The 26,693-nt window shown below is 60.7% G+C and carries 23 protein-coding genes; 18 read left to right on the top strand and 5 right to left on the bottom strand.

The genetic code is table 11. The features are described from left to right. The 14 genes from VJ651_RS15570 to VJ651_RS15505 form a co-directional block, all read left to right on the top strand. A partial coding sequence (locus VJ651_RS15570; RefSeq protein ID WP_324108329.1) for an ABC transporter substrate binding protein occupies positions 1 to 417 on the top strand: 417 nt, incomplete at its 5' end. Between the two features lie 111 nt (positions 418 to 528). Beyond that, positions 529 to 4,995 carry an EAL domain-containing protein gene (locus VJ651_RS15565; protein ID WP_324108328.1) on the top strand — a complete coding sequence of 1,489 codons (4,467 nt, stop codon included), beginning with the start codon at positions 529 to 531 and terminating at the stop codon, positions 4,993 to 4,995. Between the two features lie 495 nt (positions 4,996 to 5,490). Further along, entirely contained in the window at positions 5,491 to 6,813 is a 1,323-nt protein-coding gene (locus VJ651_RS15560; protein WP_324108327.1) for an extracellular solute-binding protein, read from the top strand. Positions 6,814 to 6,940: 127 nt separating this feature from the next. After that, complete coding sequence (locus tag VJ651_RS15555) at positions 6,941 to 7,858, top strand: sugar ABC transporter permease (RefSeq protein WP_324108326.1); 918 nt, start codon at positions 6,941 to 6,943, stop codon at positions 7,856 to 7,858. Between the two features lie 2 nt (positions 7,859 to 7,860). Continuing rightward, positions 7,861 to 8,769 carry a carbohydrate ABC transporter permease gene (locus VJ651_RS15550; protein ID WP_324108325.1) on the top strand — a complete coding sequence of 303 codons (909 nt, stop codon included), beginning with the start codon at positions 7,861 to 7,863 and terminating at the stop codon, positions 8,767 to 8,769. Between the two features lie 12 nt (positions 8,770 to 8,781). Further along, a complete protein-coding gene (locus VJ651_RS15545) occupies positions 8,782 to 9,879 on the top strand; it encodes an ABC transporter ATP-binding protein (protein WP_324108324.1) in 1,098 nt (365 codons plus the stop codon). Between the two features lie 9 nt (positions 9,880 to 9,888). Continuing rightward, on the top strand, positions 9,889 to 10,761 hold the full coding sequence (locus VJ651_RS15540) for a xanthine dehydrogenase family protein subunit M (protein WP_324108323.1): 873 nt from the start codon (positions 9,889 to 9,891) through the stop codon (positions 10,759 to 10,761). Next, positions 10,761 to 11,255, top strand: a complete 495-nt coding sequence (locus tag VJ651_RS15535) for a (2Fe-2S)-binding protein (protein ID WP_324108330.1) — start codon at positions 10,761 to 10,763, stop codon at positions 11,253 to 11,255. Before VJ651_RS15540 ends, VJ651_RS15535 begins: the two co-directional genes overlap by 1 nt. Continuing rightward, positions 11,242 to 13,593, top strand: coding sequence for a xanthine dehydrogenase family protein molybdopterin-binding subunit (locus tag VJ651_RS15530; RefSeq protein WP_324108322.1), 2,352 nt, complete (start codon positions 11,242 to 11,244; stop codon positions 13,591 to 13,593). The genes VJ651_RS15535 and VJ651_RS15530 overlap by 14 nt, the downstream gene beginning before the upstream one ends. Before the next feature lie 14 nt (positions 13,594 to 13,607). Next, positions 13,608 to 14,486, top strand: a complete 879-nt coding sequence (locus VJ651_RS15525) for an NAD(P)-dependent oxidoreductase (protein ID WP_324108321.1) — start codon at positions 13,608 to 13,610, stop codon at positions 14,484 to 14,486. 2 nt (positions 14,487 to 14,488) lie between these two features. Beyond that, positions 14,489 to 15,136, top strand: a complete 648-nt coding sequence (locus VJ651_RS15520; protein WP_324108320.1) for a carbon monoxide dehydrogenase subunit G — start codon at positions 14,489 to 14,491, stop codon at positions 15,134 to 15,136. Between the two features lie 100 nt (positions 15,137 to 15,236). Beyond that, complete coding sequence (locus VJ651_RS15515; protein WP_136413393.1) at positions 15,237 to 16,238, top strand: porin; 1,002 nt, start codon at positions 15,237 to 15,239, stop codon at positions 16,236 to 16,238. A gap of 78 nt (positions 16,239 to 16,316) precedes the next feature. After that, positions 16,317 to 17,510 (top strand): M20 aminoacylase family protein, encoded by a 1,194-nt coding sequence (locus tag VJ651_RS15510; RefSeq protein ID WP_324108319.1) that lies wholly within the window; start codon positions 16,317 to 16,319, stop codon positions 17,508 to 17,510. A gap of 15 nt (positions 17,511 to 17,525) precedes the next feature. Then, entirely contained in the window at positions 17,526 to 18,545 is a 1,020-nt protein-coding gene (locus VJ651_RS15505; protein WP_324108318.1) for an XdhC family protein, read from the top strand. Positions 18,546 to 18,611: 66 nt separating this feature from the next. Here VJ651_RS15505 and VJ651_RS15500 read toward each other — a convergent pair whose 3' ends face one another. After that, on the bottom strand, positions 18,612 to 19,976 hold the full coding sequence (locus VJ651_RS15500) for an L-serine ammonia-lyase (protein WP_324108317.1): 1,365 nt from the start codon (positions 19,974 to 19,976) through the stop codon (positions 18,612 to 18,614). A 4-nt stretch (positions 19,977 to 19,980) separates the two neighbouring features. Next, a complete protein-coding gene (locus VJ651_RS15495) occupies positions 19,981 to 20,292 on the bottom strand; it encodes an NIPSNAP family protein (protein ID WP_324108316.1) in 312 nt (103 codons plus the stop codon). Between the two features lie 137 nt (positions 20,293 to 20,429). Here VJ651_RS15495 and VJ651_RS15490 point away from each other — a divergent pair, with 137 nt between their 5' ends. Beyond that, the gene (locus VJ651_RS15490; protein WP_324108315.1) at positions 20,430 to 21,116 is read left to right on the top strand and encodes a TetR/AcrR family transcriptional regulator; all 687 of its coding nucleotides are present in this window, start codon (positions 20,430 to 20,432) and stop codon (positions 21,114 to 21,116) included. Positions 21,117 to 21,349: 233 nt separating this feature from the next. On the opposite strand, the gene VJ651_RS15485 is transcribed toward VJ651_RS15490, so the two are convergent. Continuing rightward, positions 21,350 to 22,483: an ABC transporter substrate-binding protein gene (locus VJ651_RS15485; protein ID WP_324108314.1), complete on the bottom strand. Its 1,134-nt coding sequence runs from the start codon at positions 22,481 to 22,483 to the stop codon at positions 21,350 to 21,352. Positions 22,484 to 22,707: 224 nt separating this feature from the next. On the opposite strand from VJ651_RS15485, the gene VJ651_RS15480 reads away from it, so the two are divergent. Continuing rightward, positions 22,708 to 23,400, top strand: a complete 693-nt coding sequence (locus VJ651_RS15480; protein ID WP_324108313.1) for a GNAT family N-acetyltransferase — start codon at positions 22,708 to 22,710, stop codon at positions 23,398 to 23,400. A gap of 133 nt (positions 23,401 to 23,533) precedes the next feature. Here VJ651_RS15480 and VJ651_RS15475 read toward each other — a convergent pair whose 3' ends face one another. Next, entirely contained in the window at positions 23,534 to 24,025 is a 492-nt protein-coding gene (locus VJ651_RS15475) for an Lrp/AsnC family transcriptional regulator (protein ID WP_324108312.1), read from the bottom strand. 138 nt (positions 24,026 to 24,163) lie between these two features. Here VJ651_RS15475 and hppD point away from each other — a divergent pair, with 138 nt between their 5' ends. Then, complete coding sequence (hppD, locus tag VJ651_RS15470; protein WP_324108311.1) at positions 24,164 to 25,288, top strand: 4-hydroxyphenylpyruvate dioxygenase; 1,125 nt, start codon at positions 24,164 to 24,166, stop codon at positions 25,286 to 25,288. Between the two features lie 10 nt (positions 25,289 to 25,298). After that, on the top strand, positions 25,299 to 26,180 hold the full coding sequence (gene phhA, locus VJ651_RS15465) for a phenylalanine 4-monooxygenase (protein WP_324108310.1): 882 nt from the start codon (positions 25,299 to 25,301) through the stop codon (positions 26,178 to 26,180). A gap of 12 nt (positions 26,181 to 26,192) precedes the next feature. On the opposite strand, the gene VJ651_RS15460 is transcribed toward phhA, so the two are convergent. After that, the gene (locus tag VJ651_RS15460; protein ID WP_324108309.1) at positions 26,193 to 26,486 is read right to left on the bottom strand and encodes an EF-hand domain-containing protein; all 294 of its coding nucleotides are present in this window, start codon (positions 26,484 to 26,486) and stop codon (positions 26,193 to 26,195) included. Positions 26,487 to 26,693 lie beyond the last annotated feature (207 nt).

The raw sequence follows: 26,693 nt of genomic DNA, 5'->3' as shown, positions 1-26,693 counted from the left end.
GCACACGAGGCGCGCGATCTTGCCAGTGCGGCGCGTCTGTATGAATCCGCCTTCGCTTACAGCGAAGCGCGGCGCGATGCCATCTGGTTGCCGCAGGACGCGACCACGGTCGATGAAACCATCATCCTGCCGCTCGTCCTGAAGGAATCCTGGAACCGCAACGTGCCGGTGTTTTCCAGCAGCTTCCTGCATGTGAAAAAAGGCGCGTTGTTCGCGCTCTATCCCAACAATCTGGAACTCGGCCGCACATTGGCCAGTTCCGCGCTTGCCGCCATGGCGGGCGATTCACGTCGCCGCGGCGTACAGCCCTTGCGCGAGGTGCAGACCGCGGTGAATCTGCGCACCGCCAGCCATATCGGCTTGAGCATCGGTTATCAAGAACAACGCAATTTCGATTTCATTTTCCCGGAGCCTTGATGTATAGACTCGCACAAGACTGGAACACCTGCTTTCTGGCCGATGGCTTGATGGTCCGTTCAACATGGCGACGCGCCCGCGCACGCCTTGGCCTGCAGTGAGTGTCGCCCTATGTTCCGCGACTCACTGAGCCGTACCGGCTTCCGAAGCCAGCTGACCATCACGGTCACCGCCGCCATTCTCGGACTGGCCTTGTTTTCTTCATTGATGAACTCCTGGGAGGCAGGGCGCCGGATGGAAGGCTACCTGGTCGAGCAGGGGCAGCGCATCGCCGAGAACCTGGCGCGACAGAGCATTCTTGCGCTGCTTTACCGCTCGCCCGAGAACGTGCGTGAAGGTGTCGCCACGACGCTTGCATTTCCCGATGTGCTGCAGGTGGAAATTACCGATGCGGCGCACAAGGTGCTGTTGTCGCAGGCGAAGGCCGGTGTCGACCTGCCGCCGCAAAGCCGCATTACCGGCCAGCCGGTTTCGCGCGCAACGCTGGAACAGCAAACCGACAACGAATGGTATTTCAGCGCACCCGTGTATGGTGGGCAGGCAGACCCGTCGCCGTTCGAGATGCAGGAGCGACAGCCGCAATTGCTCGGCTATGTCCATGTGACGATCGGCAAGGGAACACTGAACAAGCTGATCGCGTCACTGTTGATCGGCAATCTGGCCGTCACGCTGTCGTTCGCGGCGGTTCTGCTGGGGATCATGCGGCTGCTTGCGCGTCGCATGCTGCAACCGTTGCAGGCTTTGTCCAAGCTGATGGGGCGCGCCGAAGCGGGCGAGTCCGGCATGCGTGCCGTACCGAACGGACCGCGCGACATTGTGGAAATGGCGCATGCGTTCAACAAGATGATGGGCGTGCTGGAAGAGCGCGAAGCCGAGTTGAAGCAATCACGCGACGAGGCATTGCATACCGCCTTGATGAAGACGCAATTCGCGGCGACGGTCAGTCATGAAGTGCGCACGCCGCTCAATGGCGTGGTCGGCATGCTCGACGTGCTCAAGGAAATGCAGCTCACCAAGCGCCAGCAGGAATGCGTCGATGTGGCGTGGAATTCATCGCGCGCACTGATCGAGCTGATCAACGACATTCTCGATTTCTCCAAGATGGAGGCCGGCAAGCTGGAGCTGGACGAGATCGACTTCGATCTGCGCAAACTGGTGGAAGAAGTGATCGAGCTGCTCGCCAAGCAGGCGCAGCAAAAGGGACTGGAGATCGGCTACCTGATGGCGCCCGGCGTACCGGAGCGGGTGCGGGGAGATTCGTTGCGTCTGCGCCAGGTGCTGCTGAACCTGATCGGCAATGCGGTCAAATTCACCGAGCACGGCGAGGTCGGGGTGCGGATTTCCTGGGTCGAGGAGAACGACTTCGGGCTGCGTTTCGATGTGGTCGATACCGGCATCGGCATGAACGAGGACGCCGTCAAGCATATCTTTGACTCGTTCGCGCAGGCGGACCGTTCGACCACGCGCAAATACGGCGGCACCGGGCTTGGCCTGGCGATCTGCAAGCAGCTCGTTGCACTGATGAAGGGCGAGCTCGGCGTGAGCAGCCAAAAGGGCAGGGGCAGCACCTTCTGGTTCACCGCGAGCTGCAGGCAAAGCGATACGCAAGCGCTGTCGGCCGACGATCGCACATTGTTCGGCAAGCGCGTGCTGGCCGTCGACGAAAGTGAAATCGTGCGGGCGTTCATCGAGCAGACGCTGGCCTCCGCGGGCATGCGTTGCCATGTCGTGACCAACGGCGCCGAGGCGCTGGCCGAGCTGGTGCGAGGCGAACATGCCCGTGCCCCCTATGACCTCCTGATCATGGACGTGGACGCGATCGACGAGCGCGGCAGCGATCTGGTGCGCCGAATTCGTGTCGAAGTCCAGATGACAGTTCCGCGCATGCTGGTGCTGGATCGCTATACGTCGCCGATGGGTAGCAGTTCGCTGGGGGCCGACATGTATCTCGGCAAGCCCTTGCGCCGCGATCGCCTGATGGAGGCGGTGCGCCGCTTGCTCCCGGGCGAACAGGCGATCGGCGTGTCGCTGTTTCCGCCCTCGCAGCCGCCCGCAAGGCATCGCGTCGCCAAGGAGTTCCGGGTACTTGTCGCCGAGGACAATCGCACCAATCAGATGGTCGCTGCCGGCATGCTGACGATGAACGGCTGCGAGTGCGAGTTCGCCTCCAATGGACGCGAGGCAGTCGAGGCGGCGCGCCGAGGCCGCTTCGACCTGATCCTGATGGACTGCAGCATGCCGGAGATGGACGGCTACGAGGCGACGGCGCATATCCGCAATTTCGAGGAACCGCTCGGAAGGCGCACGCCCATTGTGGCGATGACCGCCAATACGCAGCAGGGCGATGCGGAAAAATGCCTTGCCGCCGGCATGGATGACTATCTGGCGAAACCGATCACCCTGGTCGAACTGCGCTTCAAGCTGGAACGCTGGCTGTCGCGGCACGAGCATGGCGGACGATCGGAGCTGCCGGAAGTCAGCGTCAACGATCTCGATAGCAATCCGATTGACCAGCTCGTGTTCGACAAGTTGCGCGAAATACTCGGACCGGCACTTCGGCAAACGATCACGCCCTTCCTGGAAGATACGCCCGACTACCTGACGCAACTGGAGCAGGCAGTACAGGAAGGTAATGCGGATGCAGCGCGCGCCATGGCTCACTCGGTCAAGGGCAGCAGCGGCAACCTGGGCGCGATCGTGCTGGCGCAACTGGCGAAGGAAGCGGAGGACCTGGCCATCGAACATCGGGTGGCCGATATTCGTCCGCTGCTGCCCCGCCTGCGGCAGGCGTTCGACGCCGTGGCGACGGTGCTTGGCACGGAAGCCTATGTCGAGGACCGCTTGGGCCTCCGCCGGGGCGAGGATGTGGCGCAGGTGCTGATCGTCGACGACGATCGCAGCACGCGCAGCTCCTTGCGTCACACCCTGCAACGCGATGGCTTCCAGGTCGAAGAGGCCGCCGACGGCGCGCAGGCCTTGCTGATGCTCAAGCGCCTGCAGCCGGACGTGATTCTGATGGATGCGGTGATGCCGGTGATGGACGGCTTTACCGCTTGCGCCCGCGTGCAGGAATTACCCAACGGACGGGCCATTCCGGTGCTGATGATTACCGCGCTGGAAGACAACACCTCGGTGGAGCGCGCGTTCGCCGCGGGCGCCAGCGATTACATTCCGAAACCGATTCACTTCGCCGTCTTGTCGCAGCGCGTGCGGCGCATCATCGAAGCCAATCAGGCCGAGAAACGCATTCGTCACCTGGCCTACAACGACTTGCTGACCGGTCTGCCGAACCGCGCGCTGTTCATCGACCAGCTGGGACGACGTATCGAACAGGCGCGTGTCGCGGGCGAGTCGATCGCCGTGCTGTTCCTCGACCTCGATCGCTTCAAGAACGTCAACGACACGCTCGGTCATGATATCGGCGACAAGTTGCTGGTGGCGGTGGCGCAACGCATCCGCCGCAGCGTGCGCAATGCCGATTGCGTGGCGCGCCTCGGTGGCGACGAGTTCACCGTGGTGCTGGCCGAAGTCGTCGGTCCCAACGCGGCCGTCGCCGCGGCGCAGAATATCTGCCGCTCGCTGGCGACGCCGTTCCAGATCGACGGCCACGATATCTTTGTCACCACCAGCGTCGGCATTTCGATCTACCCGCACGACGGCACCGATGTCGGCACCTTGCTCAAGCACGCCGACACCGCCATGTATCGCGCGAAGAAAACCAACAGCGGCTTCCAGTTCTTCGAGCCGTCGATGGAGCGTTCGATTTCCGAGCATGTGCGCATGGAGAACGACTTGCGCCGCGCGATCGAGCGCAACGAACTCGATGTGCACTATCAGCCGCAGGCGCGTGTCGACAGTGGCATGATCATCGGCGTGGAAGCGCTGGTGCGCTGGCATCATTCCACGCGCGGCATGGTGTCGCCGGTGGAGTTCATTCCGCTGGCCGAGGAAACCGGTCTGATCAATCCGATCGGCGAATGGGTGTTGCGGACTGCCTGTGCGCAGATGCAGCGCTGGAACCAGGCGGGGCGGACCATGCGGGTGGCGGTCAACCTGTCGGTCAAGCAGCTGCTGCAAAAGAACTTCGCGGAAATCGTGGAACGCGCGCTGGAAGATACCGGGTTGCCGCCCAATCTGCTGGAGCTGGAAATCACCGAGAGCACCTTGATGGAGCATGCGCAGGATACGCTGGAGGCATTGCATCGCTTGCGTAGCCTGGGTGTGCGGCTATCGATCGACGACTTCGGCACCGGCTATTCATCCTTGTCCTACCTGAAGCGCTTCCCGGTCGACATCATCAAGATCGACCGCTCCTTCGTGCGCGACGTGCCGGACGACCCGGATGACGCGTCGATCGTGACCGGCATCATTGCGCTGGCCCACAGCCTGCGACTTGAAGTGGTGGCCGAAGGCGTGGAGACCGAAGCGCAGTTGCGCTTCCTGCGCGAGCAGCGCTGCGATCTTCTGCAGGGCTATTACCTGAGCAAGCCAGTGCCGGCGGAGCAGTTTGCGCGCGATCTGCTGACGCGGGAACCGCCGCATTGGGAAGGACAGACGAAGACGCTGCCTGGCATCTGATACGCGTCTGCCATGCGAAATCCGGTTATGTCGTCGGCCGGATTTCGACATTCCCATCCGAGCGGCGGATTGAGGCGGCCTGCCGGATGCCCATATTCCGCCTCCGCATCATCGCCCGCTCACAGCCCGGAAAGCAACGCGGGGCACCCGTTGCGATGACCGCCGGCGTAGCGCCAGCACTTTTCTTTCTCCCCTGCGGATACACGCTGACGGCCACGTCGAGGTCGTTGGCCGCATTTCTATTTTGTCATTTTTATCGTCGTACGACGATAAAAGTTTGACCATATTGTTTGCTCTGCAGGGCCTTGTGTAGACCGATAGCAGTGAATTGCCGTAATCAGTAGGCTCAAATCGCTCCCGATAAAAATATTTATATCGTCACTTGACGATATAAATATTTCCGGCAATAATCCGCGAAATAAAAAAATAACGGTGCACAGGGTTTTATGCGGTGCTGCGGGCCCAAAAAGCGCAGCCAACAATAACGGAGGAGCAATGAGCAACAATTATTCAAGCAGGCGCGATTTCCTGAAGATGTCGGCGGCAGCCGGCCTCGCAGGAACGGGCATCTTTTCGCTGGCGGGCAACGCGCACGCTGCCGATGCGATCAACTTCTACACCTGGTCGGCGGCGGTCGATGCGGTGAAAAGCCATCTGACCGCATTCGAAGCCAAGACCGGGATCAAGAGCATCTACAACAATGCACCATGGGCGCAGTATCGCGACACCATGGTGACCAAGTTTGTCGGGAGGGCACCGCTTGACGTGCTGTGGGTTTCCGACAGCTGGCTTCCCGAGTGGGCGGACGCAGGCTGGATCGCGCCGGTGAACAACTTCCCGGAGCTGATGAAGTACAACGCCGAGACCGACGACTTCTGCACCAAGTCGATGCAATACAACGGTAAGCAGTACGGCCTCACCTACTATTCCGATTACATGGCCTTCTTCTACGACGAGGAAAAGCTGAAGAAGGCCGGCATCAAGGCGTCGCCGAGCACCTGGGAAGAGTTGGTGGCGCAGTCGCTCCAAATCAAGAAGGCCGGCATCTGCGAGTACCCGATGATGCTGTCGATGGCGCGCGAAAGCTGGCTGATCGAATTCCTTTCCGCCATGGTGTATTCGCACGGCGGACGCTTCACGGACGACAACGGCAATGCCTTGATGGATGACCCGAAGAAGGGCGCACAGCAGGCCTTGCAGTGGATTGCCGATGCCGTCAACAAGCACAAGATCATTTCCCCGGCGTGCGTGGAAACAGGCGAGCTGAACGGTTTGAAAGCCTTCGGCGCCGGCAACCATGCGTTCGCCTTGCTGAGCCGCTATCGCATCCGTACTCTCAACGATCCGAAACAGTCGCAGATCGCCGGCCGCGTCCAACAGGCCATGATGCCTGCCGGTCCGCAAGGTTCGCACGCTACGGTTGGATGGATGCGTTTCCATGGCATGACTGCGCAGGCGGCGGCCGACAAGTCCCGCGCGGCGAATGCGGCGAAGCTTATCGAATGGTTTGGCGGCAAGGCGGACGGCAAGTACCAGTTCCAGAAAATGCTCTTCACCGATGTCGGTTCCGGCTTCGGCGCGAAGGAGCTCTTCAAGGATCCCGACATCCGCGCTTCATACCAGAAGTACTCGGATATCGCGATGTACGAGAAGCAGCAGCAGCTGGTCAAGAAGAAAGACGTTGTGACCCGCTGGTTCGGCGAGTGGGACGAGGTCAACGGGATGGCATGGCAGTCGGCCGTCCTCGGCAAGACTTCAGTTGCCGACGCGCTGAAGAAGTCCGCCCAGACCTGGAACCAGCTCAAGAAGCAGAGCTAAGACGAACCCTCCCCAAGGGGTAAACACCGCAGGCAATCAGGGCGCCGCATGGGCGCCCTGATTGGCCCTGCTCATGCCGAGACGGAGCGATGCCCAGCATCGCACCACTCCTTGAAAGACCGAACCGATGAAAATTAAAAGCAGTGGGCCGCGCAGCGCCTTTCGCTATCCATCGAGCGCCTACGACCAGAAGAGCGCGATGATCTTCATCGCGCCGATGATACTTGTGCTGAGCGTCGTTGCCGTCTTCCCGATTCTTTACTCGTTCTGGATCAGCCTGTTCGACCTGAAGCTGTCGCGTCCGCACCGGGCGCCCTTCGTCTGGTTCGACAATTATGTGCACCTGTTCCAGGATCCGATGTTCTGGACCTCGGTGTGGCGCACCACCTCGTTCACCGTGGCATCGGTCGCGTGCATCATGCTCATCGCCATGCTGATGGCCATTCTGTTGAACGAAGAATTCCGCGGCCGCCGCATCTTGTCCGCCGTTCTGCTGGTCCCCTGGGCCATTCCCTATGTGGCCAACGGACTGATGTGGAAATGGATCTACGACTCCAGCTACGGCGCGCTCAATGGACTGCTGCTGCAACTCGGCTTCATCCAGAAATACATCGTGCTGCTCGGCGATGTCGACAAGACATTGCTGCTTATCACAAACGCCTTCGTGTGGAAGGAAGTGCCGCTCGCCACCATTCTCCTGCTGGTCACCTTGAAATCGGTGCGGCCGGACTTGTACAGCGCCGCCAAGGTCGACGGCGCCAACGTGTGGCAACGCTTCATTCATATCACGCTGCCTTCGCTCAAGCCCGGCTTCCTGCTGGTCATGATTTACGAAACGATGATGGCAATTCGCCACTTCGACCTGTTCTTCATCCTGACCGAAGGCGGTCCGGCCGACGCGTCGCATGTGGTCGCATGGGAAGTGTACGTGGAGACCTTCCGCAAGCTGGCATTCGGCACCGGCGCGGCGCTCGCTTACATCATGGCGATCGTCACCTTCGTGCTGGCCTTTTTCATCATCCGCAGCATGGGTAAGAAGCTCTGAACATGAATATCGCTCACCTCGGCAGGCGCACCCTGCTATTCATAGCCTCCGTGCTGTTCATCGTCTACGTGCTGGCACCGATCGGCTGGCTCGTCTCGTCCTCGTTCCAGTCCGAAGCGGAAATCACCTCCGTGCCGCCGCACTGGGTGCCGCACGCGCCGACGATGGACAACTTCAACGCCATCTTCAAGGCCAAGGAAAATGTCGTCACCTACGAGACGCGCAAGGAAGGAGATACGGCAACCGGCGGCTTCATTCCGTCCACCGCGAAGAACTTGCTCCCGTCCATGTGGAACAGCTTCATCGTGGCGATCGCCGTCGTCATTCTCAACCTGCTGGTCAGTGTGCCGGCAGCGTATGCGATGGCCAAGATCCGCTTCATCGGGCGATCGACGTCGATCTACTTCATGCTCACCACGCGCGTGATCCCGGACATCGCACTCGTCGTGCCGTTCTTCCTGTTCGTGCAAAAGCTGGGCCTGCTGGATAACCTGCTGTCGCTCATCATCACCTATCTCGCGATCACCGTTCCTTTCAGCATCTTCATCCTGCTCGGCTACTTCGAGTCGCTGCCGGATGAACTCGACAAGGCGGCGCGGGTGGACGGTTGTTCACGATTCCAGACGCTGACGCTGGTGTTCCTTCCGCTCGCGCTGCCCTCGCTGGTCGCGGTCGTGTTGTTCACCTTCCTCACGAGCTGGAACGAATTCCTGCTGGCGCTGATGTTTACGCAAACGCCGGCCTCGCAAACCATGCCGATCGTGGTCGCGTCGTTCACGTCCGACTTCACGATCAGTTTTTCATTCATCAACGCAGCGGGCGTGCTGGCGATCATTCCGCCGGTGATCATCGCCATCATGTTCGAACGCTACATCGTCTCCGGCCTGACTGCCGGCGCGGTAAAAGGCTAAGGAGAAAATCCAGTGGCACGCATTAAATTCGAAAACGTCGGGAAACGTTATCCGAACGGATACGTCGCGCTCGACAACCTGAACCTCGACATCGCAGACAAGGAGTTCCTCGTCCTGCTCGGGCCGTCTGGCTGCGGCAAATCGACCACGCTCAACATGATCGCCGGCCTGGAGGACGTCACCGAAGGCAACCTGTACTTCGACAATGAGGTGATGAATACCGTCCCGCCGCACAGGCGCGACGTGGCGATGGTGTTCCAGAGCTACGCCTTGTATCCGCACAAGACGGTGTACGAGAACATCGCTTTCGGCCTGCGCATGCGCAAGCACCCGAGCGACGAGATCGACCAGCGCGTGCGCGACGCCGCGCGCCGACTTGAAATCGAACCGCTACTGGAACGTCGCCCTGACCAGCTTTCCGGCGGTCAGCGCCAGCGCGTCGCGCTCGGCCGCGCGATGGTGCGTCAACCGCTCGCATTCCTGATGGATGAGCCGTTGTCGAACCTCGATGCCGCATTGCGCATTTCCATGCGCGCCGAGATCAAGCAATTGCACCAGGCGATGCAGACCACGTTCGTGTATGTGACGCACGACCAGGCCGAAGCATTGACGCTCGCCGATCGCATCGTCGTCATGCGCAGTGGCGTGGTACAGCAGATCGGCACGCCGGACGCCATCTACGAGCGACCGAGCAATATGTTCGTCGCATCCTTCCTCGGCAACCCACCCATCAATTTCCTCGAAGGGAATATCGTGGTGGCCGGCGACGCCGTGCTGTTCAAGCGCGGCCAGCTTGAAATCATCCTGCCGCCGCACATTGCGCAAAAGGTAGCGGGCGACTCCGGTCGCGCCGTCGTGCTGGGGATTCGCGCCGAGGATGTCGATGCCCACGCCGAGCAGCGCGCGCGCGAGTGCGTGCAGGGCAAGATCATTTCCGTCTTGCCGGTCGGCTCCGACCAGTTCCTGGAGCTTGAAGCCGAAGGCGTGAAGCTGTTCTTCCGGGTCGGAAAGGAAGTCCAGCACAAGGACGGCGAGAACCTTAGTCTCGCACTGAACCTGAATCGCCTGCATCTGTTCGACAAGCAGAGCGGTCATACCCTGGTCTGGTAAAGGCAAGCCATGAAGCCGGCAGCCTTTTCCTATCACCGTCCGAGTTCGCTCGAAGAGGCGCTCGAACAGCTCGCGCATGGCGGCGAAAATGCCAAGGTGATCGCGGGCGGGCAGAGTCTCGGCCCGATGATGAACATGCGTCTTGCGACGCCGTCCGATCTGGTCGACTTGAACGATCTCACCGAGCTGGCTTACATCCGCGACGCCGGCGATGCACTCGAAATCGGTGCGCTCACCCGTCATCATCAGATTGAAGATTCGGCAGTGGTGAAGCACCGTTGTCCTTTGCTGGCGCAGGCTGCGCAAACCATCGGACACTACGCGATCCGCCAGCGCGGCACGCTGGGCGGCAGCCTTGCCCATGCCGATCCGGCAGCGCAACTCGCACTGGTCGCCGTGACCCTCGGTGCGCAGATCAAGGTGGTCAGCATTCGTGGACAGCGCACGATACCCGCATCCGAATTCTTTTTGTCGGTCATGGCAACCGCGCTGGAGCCGGATGAAATCATTCTCTCGGTGCGCTTCCCTGCGGCGACGTCGGTTGAAGGCGCATCGTTTCAATTGTTCAACCGGCGACACGGCGACTTCGCCATTGTCGCTGTCGCCATCACCGTTGCCTTGCAGGCAGGTCGCGCGGCGCGGCTGCGGATTGGCATCGCCGGGGCCGGGCCTGTCCCGGTCGCGTACGAGGCGGTCGCGCGCCAATTTTCGGGCCGTGTCGCCGATGCCGGGTGGATCGACGAGCTTGCCCAGGCCGTGCGTGGCGCCATCGCGCCGGAAGACGATGCGCGCATTCCTGCCGAATTTCGCAGGGAGATCACGGCGACCCTGGTCAAACGCGCCATCGAGAGCGCCATTGGACGCGCAGAAGGACAAGCATGATGGACAAACTCCCCGTCACACTGACAGTCAACGGCATCAACCACGACATTCGGGTCGAGGCGCGCAAGCTGCTATCGGATGCGCTGCGTGAGGACTGCCATCTCACCGGCACGCATGTCGGCTGCGAGCATGGCGTGTGCGGCGCCTGTACGGTGCTGGTCGATGGCAAGGCAACGCGTTCCTGCCTTAGTTTCGCGGTGCAGATGGAAGGACATGAGATTTCAACCATCGAGTCGGTGGCGCACGATGACAAGCTGTCGCCGCTGCAGCAGGCAATGCACGAAGAGCACGGTTTGCAATGCGGCTTCTGCACGCCGGGCATTGTGATGACCTTCGAGGCATTCCTCAAGAATAATCCCGACCCGAGCGAAGAAGAAATTCGCGAGGCGCTCTCCGGCAACCTCTGCCGCTGCACCGGCTATCACAACATCGTCAAGGCGATCAGGAAGGCAGCGGAGCAAATCAAGAATGGCGGCGGGCATGACAAGCGCTGATTTTCAGTCCATCGGCAAGCATGTGCCGCGCCGCGAAGACCGGCGGCTGCTAACCGGCCATGGCCGCTACATCGACGACATCGATGTGCCGGGCGCGCTGCACGCGTGCTTTGTACGCTCTCCGCACGCGCACGCACGGATTCTCTCGGTCAACGTCGAGGCCGCACTGCAGATGCCCGGCATCCTTGCGGTTTTCACCGGTCATGACCTTGCACAGTGGACAACGAAGTTGCGCATGGCGCCACCGATAGATGGCCTCCAGCCGGTGGAAATGGATACGCTGCCCGTCGCCAAGGTGTGCTTCCAGGGCGATCCTGTGGCCTGCATCATCGCGACCGATCGCTATCTCGCGGAGGACGCGATCGAAAAAGTGGTCGTCGAATACGAGGTGCTCGAAGCAGTCGCCACCATGTGGCGCGCGCTCGACGCCGGTTCGCCGAAAGTCGATGAGAGCCTGCCGTCAAACCTGCTGTCACACCAGCGTTCGGAACATGGCGATGTCGAGTTCCGCAAGCGCGAAGCCTTTCGCGTAATCGAAAGCACCTTCTCGCAACATCGACAGACGCATCTGCCGATCGAGACACGCGGCTGCATCGCCGTGTGGGATGAGGGACGTCAGCATCTCACGTTTCATGTCGGCACGCAGGTACCGCATCCTTACCGCACCACGCTGGCAGCACGCATGCGGCTGACCGAATCGCAGGTCACCGTGATTTCGCCGGATGTGGGCGGCGGCTTCGGCCAGAAAATCGCGTTGTATCGCGAAGAACTGAGCGTTGCCGCCATTGCGCGCCATATGAAGCGGCCGGTGCGCTGGCGCGAGGACCGGATGGAAAACCTGCTGGCATCCTCGCAATCGCGGGAAGATTTTTGCCGTACGCGGGCGGCCGTCGACGCCAACGGCCGCTTGCTCGGCCTCGAGCTGGAAATCATTGAGGACTTCGGTGCCTACAGCTTCTATCCCGGCAACTATCTGGCGCGTGTGGTCGCCATGATTCTGACCGGGCCATACAAGGTGCAGGACTACTCGTTCGACGTGAAGGTGGTGTTGACCAACAAGGTTGGCAACGGCCCCATGCGCGCGCCCATGGCGATTACCAGCTGGGTAATGGATGGCACGATGGATGCGATCGCGCGCGAACTCGGGCTCGACCCGGCGGAAGTGCGCCGGATCAACATGCTCCATCCGGAAGACCTGCCATACACGATGGCGACGGGCGAGGTGCTCGCAGACATCACGCCGCACGAAACCTTTGAAGCGGCACTGGCAAAGATCGGCTACCAGGAATTTCGCGACCGGCAGCAGCGCGCGCGGGCAGAGGGGCGTTACCTCGGCCTCGGCATGTGCACGGTGGTCGAATCCACCACCTACGGTTCGCGTTTCTACAAGTCGGCCGGCATCGCCGGTTCCGGCCACGAGGCCGCATGGTTGCGCATCGAACCGTCGGGGGCTGTGAATGTGTCCGTCGGGCTTGGCGCAACCGGGCAGGGCTACGAGACTTCATTGACACAGGCCGCCGCCGAAGGCCTGGGCGTTCCGCCGCAGCAGGTACATCTGCATCTTGGCCATACCGATGTGGCTCCTTACGGCATGGGCAGCCGCGGCGCGCGCGGCGGCACCGCAGGCGGCGGTACGCTGTACCTCTGCGCGCAAGAGGCGTGCGCCAAGGTGCTTGCCATCGCCGCAATGCTCCTCGAACTCCCGGATAGCGCTTCGCTGCGGATGGTGGGTGGCCGTGTTCAGCGTGCCGAGGGCGGCGAATGGAGCGATACCCGACTGACGCTTGCCGACATTGCGCGTACAGCCTATCTCGACCCCCTGGCACTGCCTGAGGGAATGAGTCCGGGCCTTGAGTTCCACAAGACCTACGATCCGCCGCCGATGACATATTCCAACTCGACACATATGTGCGAAGTGGAGGTGGATGTCGCAACAGGTGCGATCCGCTTTATGCGCTACCTGGTTGCGGAAGACTGCGGCACCGTGCTGAGTCCCGTCGTCGTCGAGGGGCAACAGCATGGCGCAATCGCCATGGGCTTGTCCGGCGCGCTCTACGAGCATGTGCATTACGACGAAGGCGGGCAGAACCTGTCCGGCACGCTGGCCGATTATCTGGTCGCCACGGCGCACGAGCTTCCCCATTTCGACATCCTGCCGATGCACACGCCGAGCCGCGCCACGCCCGCCGGCATCAAAGGAATGGCCGAGGGTGGCGTGATGGGCGCGATCGGTGCGCTGGCCAATGCCGTCAATGATGCGCTTGCACCGTTTGGCGTCGTCGTCGACAGGCAGCCACTTACCCCGATGTATCTGCGTGAACTGCTGCGCGACAAATAGGAGAGGAATCACAAATGAGTGCAAACACGAGCACCCGCATCGGCTTCATCGGCCTTGGCATCATGGGCCGCAGCATGGCGGGGCATATCTTGACCGCGGGCTACCGGCTCAACGTCTACAACCGCTCCCGCGACAAGGCGGATGAGCTGGTCGCCAGGGGCGCCACCTGGTGCGATACGCCCGGCGACGTCGCTGCGGCATCGGACATCGTGATCACGATGGTGGGATTTCCGCATGACGTCGAACAGATCTACCTGGGCGAAAACGGTATCGTGGCACGCGCCAACCGGGGTGCGGTCCTGATCGACATGACGACTTCCAGTCCGGCATTGGCCGAGCGCATCGCAGCCGAAGCGGACAAGAAGAAGTGCTATGCCATCGATGCGCCCGTATCCGGCGGAGACGTCGGCGCGCGCGACGCTAAGCTTGCCATCATGGTAGGCGGCGACCCTGCGGCCTTTGAAAAGGCTTTGCCGGTGCTGCAGCGCATGGGCACGAGCATCGTCCTGCAGGGTGGTGCCGGCGCCGGCCAGCACACCAAGATGTGCAATCAGATCGTGATTGCCTCGACCATCATGGGCGTATGCGAAGGGCTGGCCTACGGCAAGCGCGCCGGCCTCGATCTCGACACCGTGCTCAAGTCCATCGGCGGCGGCGCGGCTTCTGGCTTCCAGCTGAACGTGCTTGGCACTCGCATCATCAAGGGCGACTTCGCGCCGGGTTTCTTCATCGAGCACTTCATCAAGGATCTGGGCATCGCCCTGGCCGAGGCGCATTGCATGCAGCTCGATCTGCCGGGCGTCTCGCTGGCCCGCAAACTCTACGAACAACTCGCAGCGCAAGGTTACGGCCGCAACGGCACGCAGGCGCTCTTCAAACACTACGAGAAATAAGCATGGCGATGGATTTTTCAGGTGAATACAGCATTCCGGCCAGGCAGCAGCAGGTATGGGATGCGTTGAACGATCCGGCCGTGCTGCAGACGTGCATTGCCGGCTGCAAGCAGCTCGACAAGGTTTCTGACACGGAGTTTGCCGCCATCGTGGGTACGAGGGTCGGGCCGATCTCCGCAACCTTCCGGGGCAGCGTGCTGTTGTCCGAGCTTGACGCGCCGAATGGCTACACATTGACCGGTCAAGGGCAGGGCGGCGCGGCCGGCTTCGCGAAGATGACTGCGCGCGTTTCGCTCGCCGGCAATGGCGACGCCACGACGCTGAAATACGTGGCGGAGGCGGACATCGGCGGCAAGCTGGCAAGCGTCGGCAGCCGTCTCGTGCAAACCGTTGCAAAGAAGAACGCGGACGACTTCTTCACGGCATTCGCCCGTCACTTCGACGGCGCGGGCATGCCGGCGGAAGCCGTGTCGGCTCCACTTGCGCCGGCAGCGGCGCCGAGGGCGAGCGCAGCCGCCGCAACCACGGCCATGGCACCGGTTCCTTCATCCGCGCTGTCTTCGATATACAGCGCTGTCCCCGCATGGATGGCCGTCTTTACCTGCGCCATCGGCTTCGGTTTTGGCTACTTCGTGGCACTGGCGCGATAAGAGATTTGCAGCAAATGCCGACCTGACGGTTCGGCAGGCAACACGACGTCACCGTCAAACAAATCGATACTCAAAAATACTGCTTCCTCAGGAGAGACTAATGAAAAAATCGCTACTTGCGCTTGCTGTGCTGGGTGCATTCGCTGGAGCCGCTTCGGCGCAGACCAATGTTGCTGTCTACGGCATCATGGATCTCGCACTGGACTTCCAGGGCGGCGGCGCGGCCGGCTCAGCCACCAAGCTGTCCAATCCGTTTGGTTCGCGCATCGGCTTTCGCGGTACCGAAGATCTCGGCGGCGGCATGTCGGCAAACTTCGTGCTGGAGTCCGGCTTCACCGCCGACACTGGTGCGTTGAGCCAGGGCGGGCTCATGTACGGGCGCCAGGCATTCGTTGGCCTGAAGGGCAATTCGGGCGCACTGACGCTGGGGCGCCAGTACAGCCCGCGCTTCCTTGCGATCGCGCAAGTGGCCGATCCGTTCAATGTCGGTTTTTCCGGTCAGGCGCATAACCTCATCGATCCGGATGGCGTGCGCGTCAATAATGCCATCAAATACACCACGCCGACCTTCAACGGCTTTACCGCCGACGTCCTGTATGGCCTTGGCGAAGTCGCAGGCGACAACTCTGCCGGCCGCCAGCTGGGGAGTTCCATCGGCTATGTGGCTGGTCCGGTGAATGTACGTCTTGCCTACCACAATCGCAACGGCAATCCGTCGACCATCGCCAGCACAAGGAACACCATGCTCGCGGGCACATATGACTTCGGCGTCGCAAAGTTGCACCTTGCCTACAGCGACAACGACGGCCCGGCCGCCAAGGGTTCCACAGACAATCGCGACTACCTGATCGGCGCAACGGTGCCGTTCGGCGCCAGCACGGTGCGCGCATCCTATATCCGCAAGGATGACCGGACCGCCGCCAACCATGATGCCAACCAGTTCGCGCTCGGCTACTTCTATGCCTTGTCCAAGCGCACCGATGTCTACACGGTTTATTCGCGCATCAGCAACAAGAATGGCGCGACATTCACCGTCAACAATGGCTCCGATACCGGCATCGGCGATCGTGGCGTCAACGTCGGCCTGCGTCATTTCTTCTGACCTGCGCTCGACGTCATCACCTGAGAAAAGGCGCCTCGTGCGCCTTTTTCGCCAACTACCCACTCTCCGGAGAAACGCGTGAACCTGATTGATCCGATCATCCAGTTCCATCCCGAATTGCAACAGATCCGGCGCGACATTCATGCGCATCCCGAACTTTGCTACGAAGAGCAGCGAACCGCCGATCTGGTTGCCGGAAAACTGACCGAGTGGAACATCCCCATTGTGCGCGGCATGGGCAAGACCGGCGTGGTTGGCATCATCAGGAACGGCAACAGCCAGCGCGCGATCGGCTTGCGCGCCGATATGGATGCGCTGCCGATGCGGGAAGCGAATACCTTCGCTCATACTTCCAGGCACGACGGAAGGATGCACGCCTGCGGTCACGATGGCCATACGGCGATGTTGCTGGGCGCAGCGCAGTATCTGTCGCGCTACCGGCATTTCGACGGCACCGTCTACCTGATCTTTCAACCGGCCGAGGAAGTCGGCGCCGGCGCCAGACGGATGATGGATGACGGACTGTTTGCGCAATGCCCGATGGACGCGGTGTTCGGCATGCATAACTGGCCGGGGCAGGCGGTCGGCGCCTTCGGCGTCACGCCGGGGCCGATGATGGCCTCATCGAACGAGTTCGAAGTAATCGTGAAGGGGAAGGGCGCGCACGCCGCGCAGCCGCACAAGGGCATAGACCCGATCATGGTTGCCTTGCAGCTCGCGCAGGGCTGGCAGACCATCATCAGCCGTAACAAGAGCCCGCTCGACGCCGGCGTGTTGTCGGTGACGCAAATCCATTCCGGCAGCGCGACCAATGTGATTCCCGACACAGCACGCCTGATCGGGACCGTGCGCACCTTCCGGCCGGAGGTGCTGGACCTGATTGAAACCCGCATGCGGATCATGGCGGAACATACGGCCGCCGCCTTTGAGGCGGAGATCGAATTCAAGTTCGAGCGCCTTTATCCGGCCCTCATCAATCATGCGAAGGAAACCGCCATCGCGGTCGACGTCATGAAGTCGATCGTCGGCGAAGCGAATGTCAACCCAGCGGTTGAGCCGACAATGGGGGCGGAAGACTTTGCTTTCATGCTGCAGGAAAAGCCGGGCTGCTATGTGTTCATCGGCAACGGCGAAGGCGACCATCGCTCGGTGGGGCACGGGCTGGGTCCGTGCAACCTGCACAACCCGAGTTATGATTTCAACGACGCCTTGCTGCCGATAGGTGCGACCTACTGGGTGCGCCTGGTGGAGCAATATCTGTCACGCGCATAGAGCGAAGGGGCATCCGTGGACAGTATCGATCTCGAAGTATTGAAAGCCTGCGATGATTGGATCAACGCAGGCCGCAAATGTGAACTCGTGACCGTCATCAAGAGCTGGGGCTCGAGTCCGCGGCCGGAAGGCGCGATGCTCGCGATATGCGAGGATGGCCGCGTGGTCGGATCGGTGTCGGGCGGATGCATCGAGGACGATCTGATCGAGCGCGTGCGCAAAGAGGGGATCACCCGAGCGCGTCCGGAGTTGATCACCTACGGAATCACGGCGGACGAGGCACATCGCTTCGGTCTGCCGTGCGGCGGCACGATACAACTGGCGATTGAACCCTTGTGCGGAGACAGCCGCATTGATGAATTGCTGCAGCGGCTTTCCCGCCGCGAATTGGTAGCACGCCGCCTCGATCTCGCAACAGGGCGGGTCGTGTTGGGACCGGCGGGTGCCGGCATGAGCATGCACGCATCGGAGCATGTCTTGACGACGATTCATGGGCCGCGCTGGCGCCTGGTGCTCATTGGAGCAGGGCAGTTATCGCGCTTTGTCGCGCAGATTGCCGCTGGCATGGATTACGCCGTGACGGTGTGCGATCCGCGCGAAGAATATCGCGATGGCTGGCAGGTGCCGGGAGTCGAATTGCGGCATGCCATGCCGGATGATGTTGTGATCGAAATGAAGCTGGATCGCCGCAGCGCCGTGGTGGCGTTGACGCATGATCCGAAGCTTGATGACCTGGCGCTCATGGAGGCCTTGAAGTCCGATGCCTTTTATGTCGGCGCGATTGGGTCGCGCGCCAACAACGCCAAACGGCGCGAGCGGCTTAAGCTGTTTGATCTGAATGATGAGCAGATTGCGCGCTTGCGAGGGCCGGTTGGACTTTACATTGGCAGCAAGACGCCTGCGGAGATTGCGATCTCGATTCTTGCGGAGATGACGGCGGCGAAAAACGGGATTGTGCTGTCGGAGGATTTGCGGGTCGCGCACGCGAAAGGGCCAGCGGCGATCGGGGAGTCGGGCTGTGTCTCTCCTCGGTGATTCAATTCCGTAGCCCCTGGGTGGGGTACGGAATCGCCGAAGAGTCGAGTGCTTCACCGTCATCCGTCAACAAGCCACGACACTCACTGCCAGCCCCCCCAGCGAAGTCTCCTTGTACTTGCTATGCATATCCGCCCCGGTCTGCCGCATCGTCTCGATCACCTTGTCCAGCGATACATGGTGCGTTCCGTCGCCGCAGAGGGCCAGGCGCGCTGCATTGATCGCCTTGGTCGCCCCCATCGCGTTGCGCTCGATGCAGGGAATCTGCACCAGGCCCCCGATCGGGTCGCAGGTGAGCCCGAGATTGTGTTCCATGCCGATCTCGGCGGCGTTCTCGATCTGTTCGTTGGTGCCGCCGAGGGCGGCGGCCAGACCTGCCGCGGCCATGGAGGCCGCGACGCCGACCTCGCCCTGACATCCGACTTCAGCACCCGAGATCGAGGCGTTTTCCTTGTATAGCGAGCCGATCGCCGCGGCGGTCAGGAGGAAGTCTCGCATGCCCTGTGTCGACGCGTTGTCGCAGAACTGTTCATAGAAGCGCAGGACTGCGGGAATGATGCCGGCTGCGCCATTGGTCGGTGCGGTGACGACCCGGCCGCCTGCGGCGTTCTCTTCATTGACCGCGACGGCGAAGGCATTTACCCAATCCAGCTCTTGCAAGGGTTGCCCATTCTTTTTTTCGAGCAGGCGTTCATGCAGGTGGCGTGCGCGGCGGCGAACATTGAGCCCGCCGGGCAGGGTGCCTTCCTGTTGCAGGCCGCGTTCGATGCATGCGCGCATTGTGGCCCGGATGCGGTCGATTTCCACGATGATGTCACGCTCGCTGCGCAGTGCCTGTTCGTTTTCGAAAGCGAGTGCTGCGATCGACATGTTCCGTTCGCGCCCGATCCGCAGCATGTCCTGCGCTGAACGATAGGGGTGCGGCCAGGCGACCGATGACTGTACGGGCTTGCCGATCTCGTCGGCACTCACGACAAAGCCGCCGCCGATGGAAAACAGGAGTTGCTGCAGCAGCAGCCGGCCATGCGTATCGCTTGCGGTAAAGCGCATTCCGTTGGGATGCTGCGGCAGCGTGCGCCCCATGTGGAACAAGAGATGCGACGTTTCCGAGAAGGGAATCAGGTGCTTGCCGAGGAGCGAGATTGTCCCCGATCGACGGATCGCGGCCAGCGTCGGGCCGATGCTGTCGACATCCACGGTCTCCGGCGCTTTGCCGGCGAGGCCGAGCAGGATCGCGCGGTCGGTCCCATGTCCGGTGCCGGTCAACGCAAGGGAGCCATAAAGGTCGACAGTCACGCTGCCGACCTGGCCGAGAAGGCCGCCGGCTTCCAGATCCTGCGCGAATTGACGGGCCGCGCACATCGGGCCCACGGTATGCGAGCTCGACGGCCCGATGCCGATTTTGAAGATTTCAAAGACGCTGACTGGCATGGGATTACTTGATCGGCGAGAAACTGACCGGATTCAGGAAAACGCTTTCCTGATGGACCAGGTACGGGAGAATCGAAGGCACGAACGCTTGCCATTCCTTATCGGCCGCCAACAGCGAGCGTTGGGTGCTGCGATGGCCGAAATCGTCATAACCCCATAGAAAGACAATCGAGTTCAGCGTGCCGGATTCCTTGGTCCAGCAGCCGACCAGATTGGCGTAACGCGTGATGATGTGGAGACCGTTTTCCTGATAGATTTTCAGGAACTCCGGCGCCTTGCCTGCCTGCACCTGATAGGTGCGCATTTCGAGAATCACTTTTTTCTCCCCTTGAATGAATACCCGACCAAAGAAGTTGGGTAAAATACTTCCTCGATCCATTTCTTATATCGTCAACTGACGATATATTTTGCCACAAACATGGGCGGGCCTGTGCGCCAAGCCAAAAAACAACGATGAAAGCAAAGTCCGACCTGCTAGCCGAAAGCCGGCACAAAAAATCCGCGGCCCCGAAAGGCAAGGGCCGACGCCCGACTGCACGCATGCCGCAGGCAGAACGCCGTGCACAAATCCTGACCAAGGCCTACGAATTTTTTTCCGAGTACGGACTCACGGCGCAAACGCGCGCCCTGGCTGACGCGTGCGGCGTGTCGCAGCGGCTGCTATACAGCTTGTTTCCCAACAAGGCGGCCTTGCTGAATGCAGTTTACGAGACGGAGATCGCGGGACCGATCAAGGCAATCTGGTTCGTCCAGCTCAGGGACCGCAGCAAGCCGATCGAGGAACGCCTGATGGCGTTTTACAAGGAATATTACGACTGCATCCTGACGCGACGCTGGCTGCGCCTTTTCCTGTATGCATCGCTGTCCGAAGAGGGAATGGCGCCGACTTACATCGCGGGAATCGTCACGCACCTATTGGAGATGATTGTCGAAGAAGCCGCGCGCGAGGCGAAGCTGCGCCCGCCGGAAGATCCGGCATACATGCAGGAAATCGGCTGGATCCTGCACGGCGCGGTGTCGCACCTGGCCATCCGCCGCCATATCTATCGCGATGCCAATCCGCTCGATGCCGAGACGGTGGTCGGCATGCACGTGCGCTCATTTCTGGGTGGTCTGAAGGCAGTCCTGCCGCCCGCATGAAGCGCGCGGAAGCCTTCCGATCATCAATTTATATCGTCAGATGATGATATAACAGGCTGTTGAAACACGTAGCGCGCGGGCCGAGACTTGGGGCGAGGAGCGCAAGCGTACAAGCGGTACGCAGAGCACCGCAGACCCAAAAATCGGTCCGCGCAGTAGTTTTTCAACAGCCTGATAAATCCATTCCCATAACCTGCGCATGCGCGACGGTATTGCGCACGCGCCCGGCTGCCTCAGCGCACGAAGCGGCCGTCCTTGCCGATCATCGTCAGCTCGACGAACTCACTGCCGGTGTGGTCACGCGGGCCGTAGGTCACCATCAGACCGCCGAAGTCGACGCGCTGCATCGATTCCATCGCATGAATGAAACCTTCGCGTGTCAGATTGCGTCCGGCGCGGCGCAGTCCCTCGACAAAAACCTTCGCGTTGACGAAGCCTTCCATCGCTGCATAGGACATCGTTACCTTGGTGTTCTTGGTGGCGGAGTGGAATTCCTGTCCGAGCGGCGTCGTCAGCAGATGCGGGGCGGGAGTGATCTGCGAGACGATCACGCCATAGCCGGCCGGCCCGAGGTCCTTGACGAAGGCGTCCGAGGAATTGTTCGACATCGTCATGATCAGCATATGGCCGCCTTGCGCGCGGATGGCCTTGATGACTTCCACCGTGTTCTTGGCGGAGCTGACGATGATCAGCGCGCCCGGATTGGGCTTGATGACTTCCGTTGCCGTGGCCTTGTAGTCCGGATTGACGCGCGCGAACTTGGTGATGGCGACCGGCGTCAGCTTGCGTGCTTCCATGGCCTTCTTGAAGCCGGCCAGACCGTCCTGGCCGAAGGCGTCGTCCACATGCAGGATGCTGATCGACTTCACGCCGATGGTGTCGAAATGTTCGACCGCGCGGATGACTTCATCCTGGTACTTGGCACGGATGTTGAACAGCAGGCGCTGCACCGGCTCATGAAAAACGGCGGCGCCGGTGCTGGGCGCGACCAGCGGCACATTGTTTGCCTCAAGTAGCGGCAGGATGCCCTGGGTGTGCGGCGTTCCGCGCCCGCCGAACAGCGCGAAGACCTGATCCTTCTTGATCAGGGTGTCCGCATTGGCGAGTGTCAGCGCAGGATCAAACTTGTCGTCCAGCATGCGCATCTCGATTTTCCGTCCATGCACGCCGCCTTGCCTGTTGATGAGGTTGAAGTAGGCATTGGCGCCTTCATTCAGCTCCTTGACAGGGGCGGCCACGGTGCCGGTCAGGCCAACCGTCTGGCCGATGAGAATGGTGGAGTCGGTAACACCGGTCTCGGCCGATGCCGTGATCGCAGTGCCGATAAACAACATGGATGCGATCAATTTACGCAAAGCAGCAGCCATCGTGAGATCCTTTTTCAGAGAAGGCGGGAGGTCATTGTTGAATCTTGCCAACAGCGCCGCAATTGTGGGTTTTACGTAACGGGCAAGATCACTTACACGACATCTTACGTTGAGTTGCATCAAGCAAATCGCATTAATGAAGGCGCTTATCCCATCATTTTTCCGTTTCGCTTAGAATGGCATTGTGCGCTGCACAAATTGTTTACAGTTATCAGGATTGCACTATGAAAACGACCGATTTGGCTGGCCTGAGCGCCCCTCCGCCGAACAGTGATGATCAGTCCGGTTCGGACAAGCCGACGATACGCGTCAAGGAGCTATCCGAGCGCGATCGGCGCCGCCTGTTGATGCACTTTCTCGCGCTGGACGAGAGCGATCGCTTGTTGCGTTTCGGCACGGTGCTGCCGGATGAATTGATCACGCGCTATGTACAAATGCTCGACTTCTCGCGCGATACGGTGTTTGGCGTGTACGACGACAATCTTCGGCTGGTGGGCGTAGGACATCTGGCTTTTGCGCCGCGCGAGGCGCTGCCGCCACTGAGCGAAGCGACCTTGAAAGCGCGCATCGCGGAATTCGGCGTGTCCGTTTCGGCCACGGCGCGCGGCATGGGGATCGGCTCCAAGCTGTTCGAGCGCGGCGCCATCCACTGCCGCAACGAGGATGTGGACACGCTCTACATGCACTGCCTGTCGTCGAACCAGACCATGATCCACATCGCGGCCAAGGCGGGCATGGAAATTCATCGCGACTACGGCGAAGCGGATGCCTATCTGAAGCTCACGCCGGCCAATCCCGGCAGCATGCTGGCCGAGGCGGTGGAAGAGCAGTTCGCCTCCTTCGACTACACCATGAAAGCGAACGCCAAGGCTGCCGCGAAATTATTGCGGAAATTGCCGGGGATGAAGAAGGGCTGATTGATTGGTCCACGGAAAACACGGAATACACGAAAACAAGAACATCCGTGCAAGACTGTCCGCTGGTGTTGATATGCAATGCATGCGGGGTATCACGAAACTGTTTCCGCGCTTTCCGTGGACTAAACCAGTATCAAACCAGCGGCAGCGCCGTCGTGTCCTTGATCTTTTGCAACGCAAAGCTCGACTTCACATCCAGCACGGCAGGATGCTTGAGCAGGGTTTCCATCATGAAGCGCGAGAAGTGTTCCATGTCTTCCACATGCACGCGCAGTAAATAATCCATCTCGCCGGTCATCGCGTAGCAGGCGACGACCTCCGGCCAGTTGTCTACCGAGGCAGCAAAGTCGGCGCGCGGGGAGCGCACACTCCCGGTCGGCGTATCGCTGTGTTTTTCCAGGCGCACGTTGACATAGGCCAGCAGCCCGAGGCCGATCTTGTCCGGATCGAGCAGGGCGACATACTGCCGAATGACGCCCGATTCCTCCAGATTCTTGATGCGTCGCAGGCAAGGCGAAGGCGAAAGGCTGACCCGGTCCGCCACTTCCTGGTTGGTCAGCCGGCCGTCGGACTGCAGAATCGACAGGATCTTCAGGTCCGTCTTGTCCAGGTTTATTTTTGACATGGATCACCAATTTCAAAAAAATATTGGCAATATTATTGCCAATATTTTGAATGTGTGCCCACATTTTAAAATTTTATGCCGCATGTCCTTGCCTATACTTGAAGCAGATATTTGCCAAAATCACACAAGGAGACAGGCATGGAATTCCAACCCTGGGACAACCCCATGGGCACGGACGGCTTCGAATTCATCGAATATGCCGCCCCTGATCCCAAAGCGCTCGGTGCGCTGTTCGAGCAGATGGGATTTGTCGCCATCGCCCGCCATCGCCACAAGGATGTGACGCTGTACCGCCAGGGCGACATCAACTTCATCATCAATGCCGAAAAGGATTCGTTCGCGCAACGCTTCGCCCGCCAGCACGGGCCGTCAATCTGCGCGATCGCGTTTCGCGTGAAGGATGCCGCGTATGCCTATCGGCGCGCGCTGGAGCTCGGCGCCTGGGGCTTCGACAACAAGACCGGGCCGATGGAACTGAACATTCCCGCGATCAAGGGCATCGGGGATTCGCTGATCTATTTCGTCGACCGCTGGCGCGGCAAGGAAGGCGAGAACGGTGTGGCTGCGGGCGCCATCGGCGATATCAGCATCTATGACGTCGACTTCGTTGCCATTCCCGGCGCCGCTGCCAATCCGGTCGGCCACGGCCTGACCTATATCGATCATCTCACGCACAACGTGCATCGTGGCCGCATGAAGGAATGGGCCGAATTCTACGAGCGCCTGTTCAACTTCCGCGAGATCCGCTATTTCGATATCGAGGGCAAGCTGACCGGCCTGAAGTCGAAAGCCATGACTTCACCCTGCGGCAAGATCCGCATCCCGATCAATGAGTCGTCCGACGACAAATCGCAGATCGCCGAGTATCTTGATCTCTACCACGGCGAGGGCATCCAGCACATCGCGCTCGGTACCAACGATATCTACGCGACGGTGGAATCGATGAAGACCAGGCAGGTGGCGTTCCAGGACACCATCGAGACCTATTACGACCTGGTCGACAAGCGCCTGCCGCAGCACGGCGAACGTGTCGCCGACTTGCGCCGCCTGCGCATCCTGATCGATGGCAACAGCAATGCGACAAGGCGTGAGCTGCTGCTGCAGATCTTCACGCAAACCGTCATTGGACCGATCTTTTTCGAAATCATCCAGCGCAAGGGCGACCAGGGCTTCGGCGAAGGCAATTTCCGCGCATTGTTCGAGTCGATCGAGCTCGATCAGATTCGTCGCGGCGTGCTGAAGAGCGACAGCGTTTCCGCCTAAGGAGCAGAGCATGAACACCACGGTCGACCAGGCTGATTTCTTCAAGACCCTGGAAGAGAAGTCGGATGGCGCCAGCCTGCGTGGCGACTACAGCCGGTGCGACGCGCAGTACGTGGTCAGGCAGGATAGCAGCGGCTACACGGCGGAGCAGCAGGCGCTGTGGCGCAAGCTGTATCAGCGCCAGGCGAAGCTGCTGCCCGGGCGCGCCTGCGAGCTGTTCATCGACAGCCTCGGCAAGCTCGACGCATCGGCGGAAATCCCGTGCCTGGAGCGCACCAGCGAAGCGCTGCACAAGGCGACCGGCTGGCAGCTCGTCGCGGTGCCGGGCCTGATTCCCGATCTGACTTTCTTCGAGCATCTCGCCGAGCGCCGCTTTCCGGTGACGGTGTGGCTGCGCGAACCGCATGAATTCGACTACATCGTCGAGCCGGACATCTTCCACGACTTCTTCGGGCATGTGCCGCTCCTGTTCAATCCGATTTTTGCGGATCATCTGCAGCAGTTCGGCAAGGGCGGTTTGAAGGCATTGCGGCTTGACGCCTTGAAGTATCTGGCGCGCCTGTACTGGTACACGGTGGAGTTCGGACTGATTGAAAGTCCGCAGGGCTTGCGTGCGTATGGCGCCGGCATCCTGTCATCCGGCGGCGAGATCGAATATTGCCTGACCAGTCCGAAGCCGCGCCGCATTGCGCTGGAGGCGGAGCGCACGATGCGCACGCTGTACAAGATCGATTCGTACCAGGAAACTTATTTCGTGATCCGCGATTACCAGCATCTGTTCGACGTGACCGCGCCGGACTTCGCGCCGATTTATGAAAGGATCAGGATGGAGGAGGCTTTGCCGGCGAACAGTCTGTTGCCGGGCGAGATCAATATTGCACCGAACCGCTGATACGCAGGCGTCTCAGCTCGACACCCGCTGGCGCATCAGCGCCCGGATTTCGTCGCGCGTCACCTTGCCATCCTTGTTGGTATCGAGGCGATCGAAATTGTCGGTGAGGCGGCCCCAGTGTGCGGCTTCCGCCTCTGTCCTGGAGAGCGCGCCGTCGCCGTCCTTGTCCGCGGCCTTGAACTGTTCATCGAACCTGGCGAGAAAGTGCGGCTTGCTTGGAGCGGCCGGCTCGCTCGCCGACTGCGCGACTGCCATGCTGGCGCCGAATACCGCTGCCCCGACCATCAGCAGAAAAGTGGATTGCATGTTACCCTCTGAAGCGCTTTTTCCGACTGATTAACTGTAAGTACGCCGCTGCAATTTCACCAAGGCATTTACGCCTTGTTACACCTCCCCGCTGTTGCAGTGTGCATTGAGTGACATGCGCTGCTGTGCTAATGTGCACGTGTCAAAACGATAAAACGGCAAGCCCACAAGGCGGGTCAGTTTGACAGCGAAACCATCGCACCCAAG

Origin of the sequence: Noviherbaspirillum sp., assembly GCF_035254865.1 — a bacterium.
In the GTDB taxonomy this organism is placed as follows: domain Bacteria; phylum Pseudomonadota; class Gammaproteobacteria; order Burkholderiales; family Burkholderiaceae_D; genus Noviherbaspirillum.
The sequence above is the reverse complement of the archived record's forward strand: the minus strand, read 5'-3'. Positions and strand labels throughout refer to the sequence as shown.

Coding starts and splice junctions, on each gene's coding strand:
- VJ651_RS15490 (WP_324108315.1), top strand. CDS start 20,430: ATGAAAGCAAAGTCCGACCTGCTAGCCGAAAGCCGGCACAAAAAATCC.
- VJ651_RS15515 (WP_136413393.1), top strand. CDS start 15,237: ATGAAAAAATCGCTACTTGCGCTTGCTGTGCTGGGTGCATTCGCTGGA.
- VJ651_RS15475 (WP_324108312.1), bottom strand. CDS start 24,025: ATGTCAAAAATAAACCTGGACAAGACGGACCTGAAGATCCTGTCGATT.
- VJ651_RS15530 (WP_324108322.1), top strand. CDS start 11,242: ATGACAAGCGCTGATTTTCAGTCCATCGGCAAGCATGTGCCGCGCCGC.
- VJ651_RS15520 (WP_324108320.1), top strand. CDS start 14,489: ATGGCGATGGATTTTTCAGGTGAATACAGCATTCCGGCCAGGCAGCAG.
- VJ651_RS15535 (WP_324108330.1), top strand. CDS start 10,761: ATGGACAAACTCCCCGTCACACTGACAGTCAACGGCATCAACCACGAC.
- VJ651_RS15525 (WP_324108321.1), top strand. CDS start 13,608: ATGAGTGCAAACACGAGCACCCGCATCGGCTTCATCGGCCTTGGCATC.
- VJ651_RS15540 (WP_324108323.1), top strand. CDS start 9,889: ATGAAGCCGGCAGCCTTTTCCTATCACCGTCCGAGTTCGCTCGAAGAG.
- hppD (WP_324108311.1), top strand. CDS start 24,164: ATGGAATTCCAACCCTGGGACAACCCCATGGGCACGGACGGCTTCGAA.
- VJ651_RS15560 (WP_324108327.1), top strand. CDS start 5,491: ATGAGCAACAATTATTCAAGCAGGCGCGATTTCCTGAAGATGTCGGCG.
- VJ651_RS15460 (WP_324108309.1), bottom strand. CDS start 26,486: ATGCAATCCACTTTTCTGCTGATGGTCGGGGCAGCGGTATTCGGCGCC.
- phhA (WP_324108310.1), top strand. CDS start 25,299: ATGAACACCACGGTCGACCAGGCTGATTTCTTCAAGACCCTGGAAGAG.
- VJ651_RS15555 (WP_324108326.1), top strand. CDS start 6,941: ATGAAAATTAAAAGCAGTGGGCCGCGCAGCGCCTTTCGCTATCCATCG.
- VJ651_RS15500 (WP_324108317.1), bottom strand. CDS start 19,976: ATGCCAGTCAGCGTCTTTGAAATCTTCAAAATCGGCATCGGGCCGTCG.
- VJ651_RS15565 (WP_324108328.1), top strand. CDS start 529: ATGTTCCGCGACTCACTGAGCCGTACCGGCTTCCGAAGCCAGCTGACC.
- VJ651_RS15480 (WP_324108313.1), top strand. CDS start 22,708: ATGAAAACGACCGATTTGGCTGGCCTGAGCGCCCCTCCGCCGAACAGT.
- VJ651_RS15485 (WP_324108314.1), bottom strand. CDS start 22,483: ATGGCTGCTGCTTTGCGTAAATTGATCGCATCCATGTTGTTTATCGGC.
- VJ651_RS15550 (WP_324108325.1), top strand. CDS start 7,861: ATGAATATCGCTCACCTCGGCAGGCGCACCCTGCTATTCATAGCCTCC.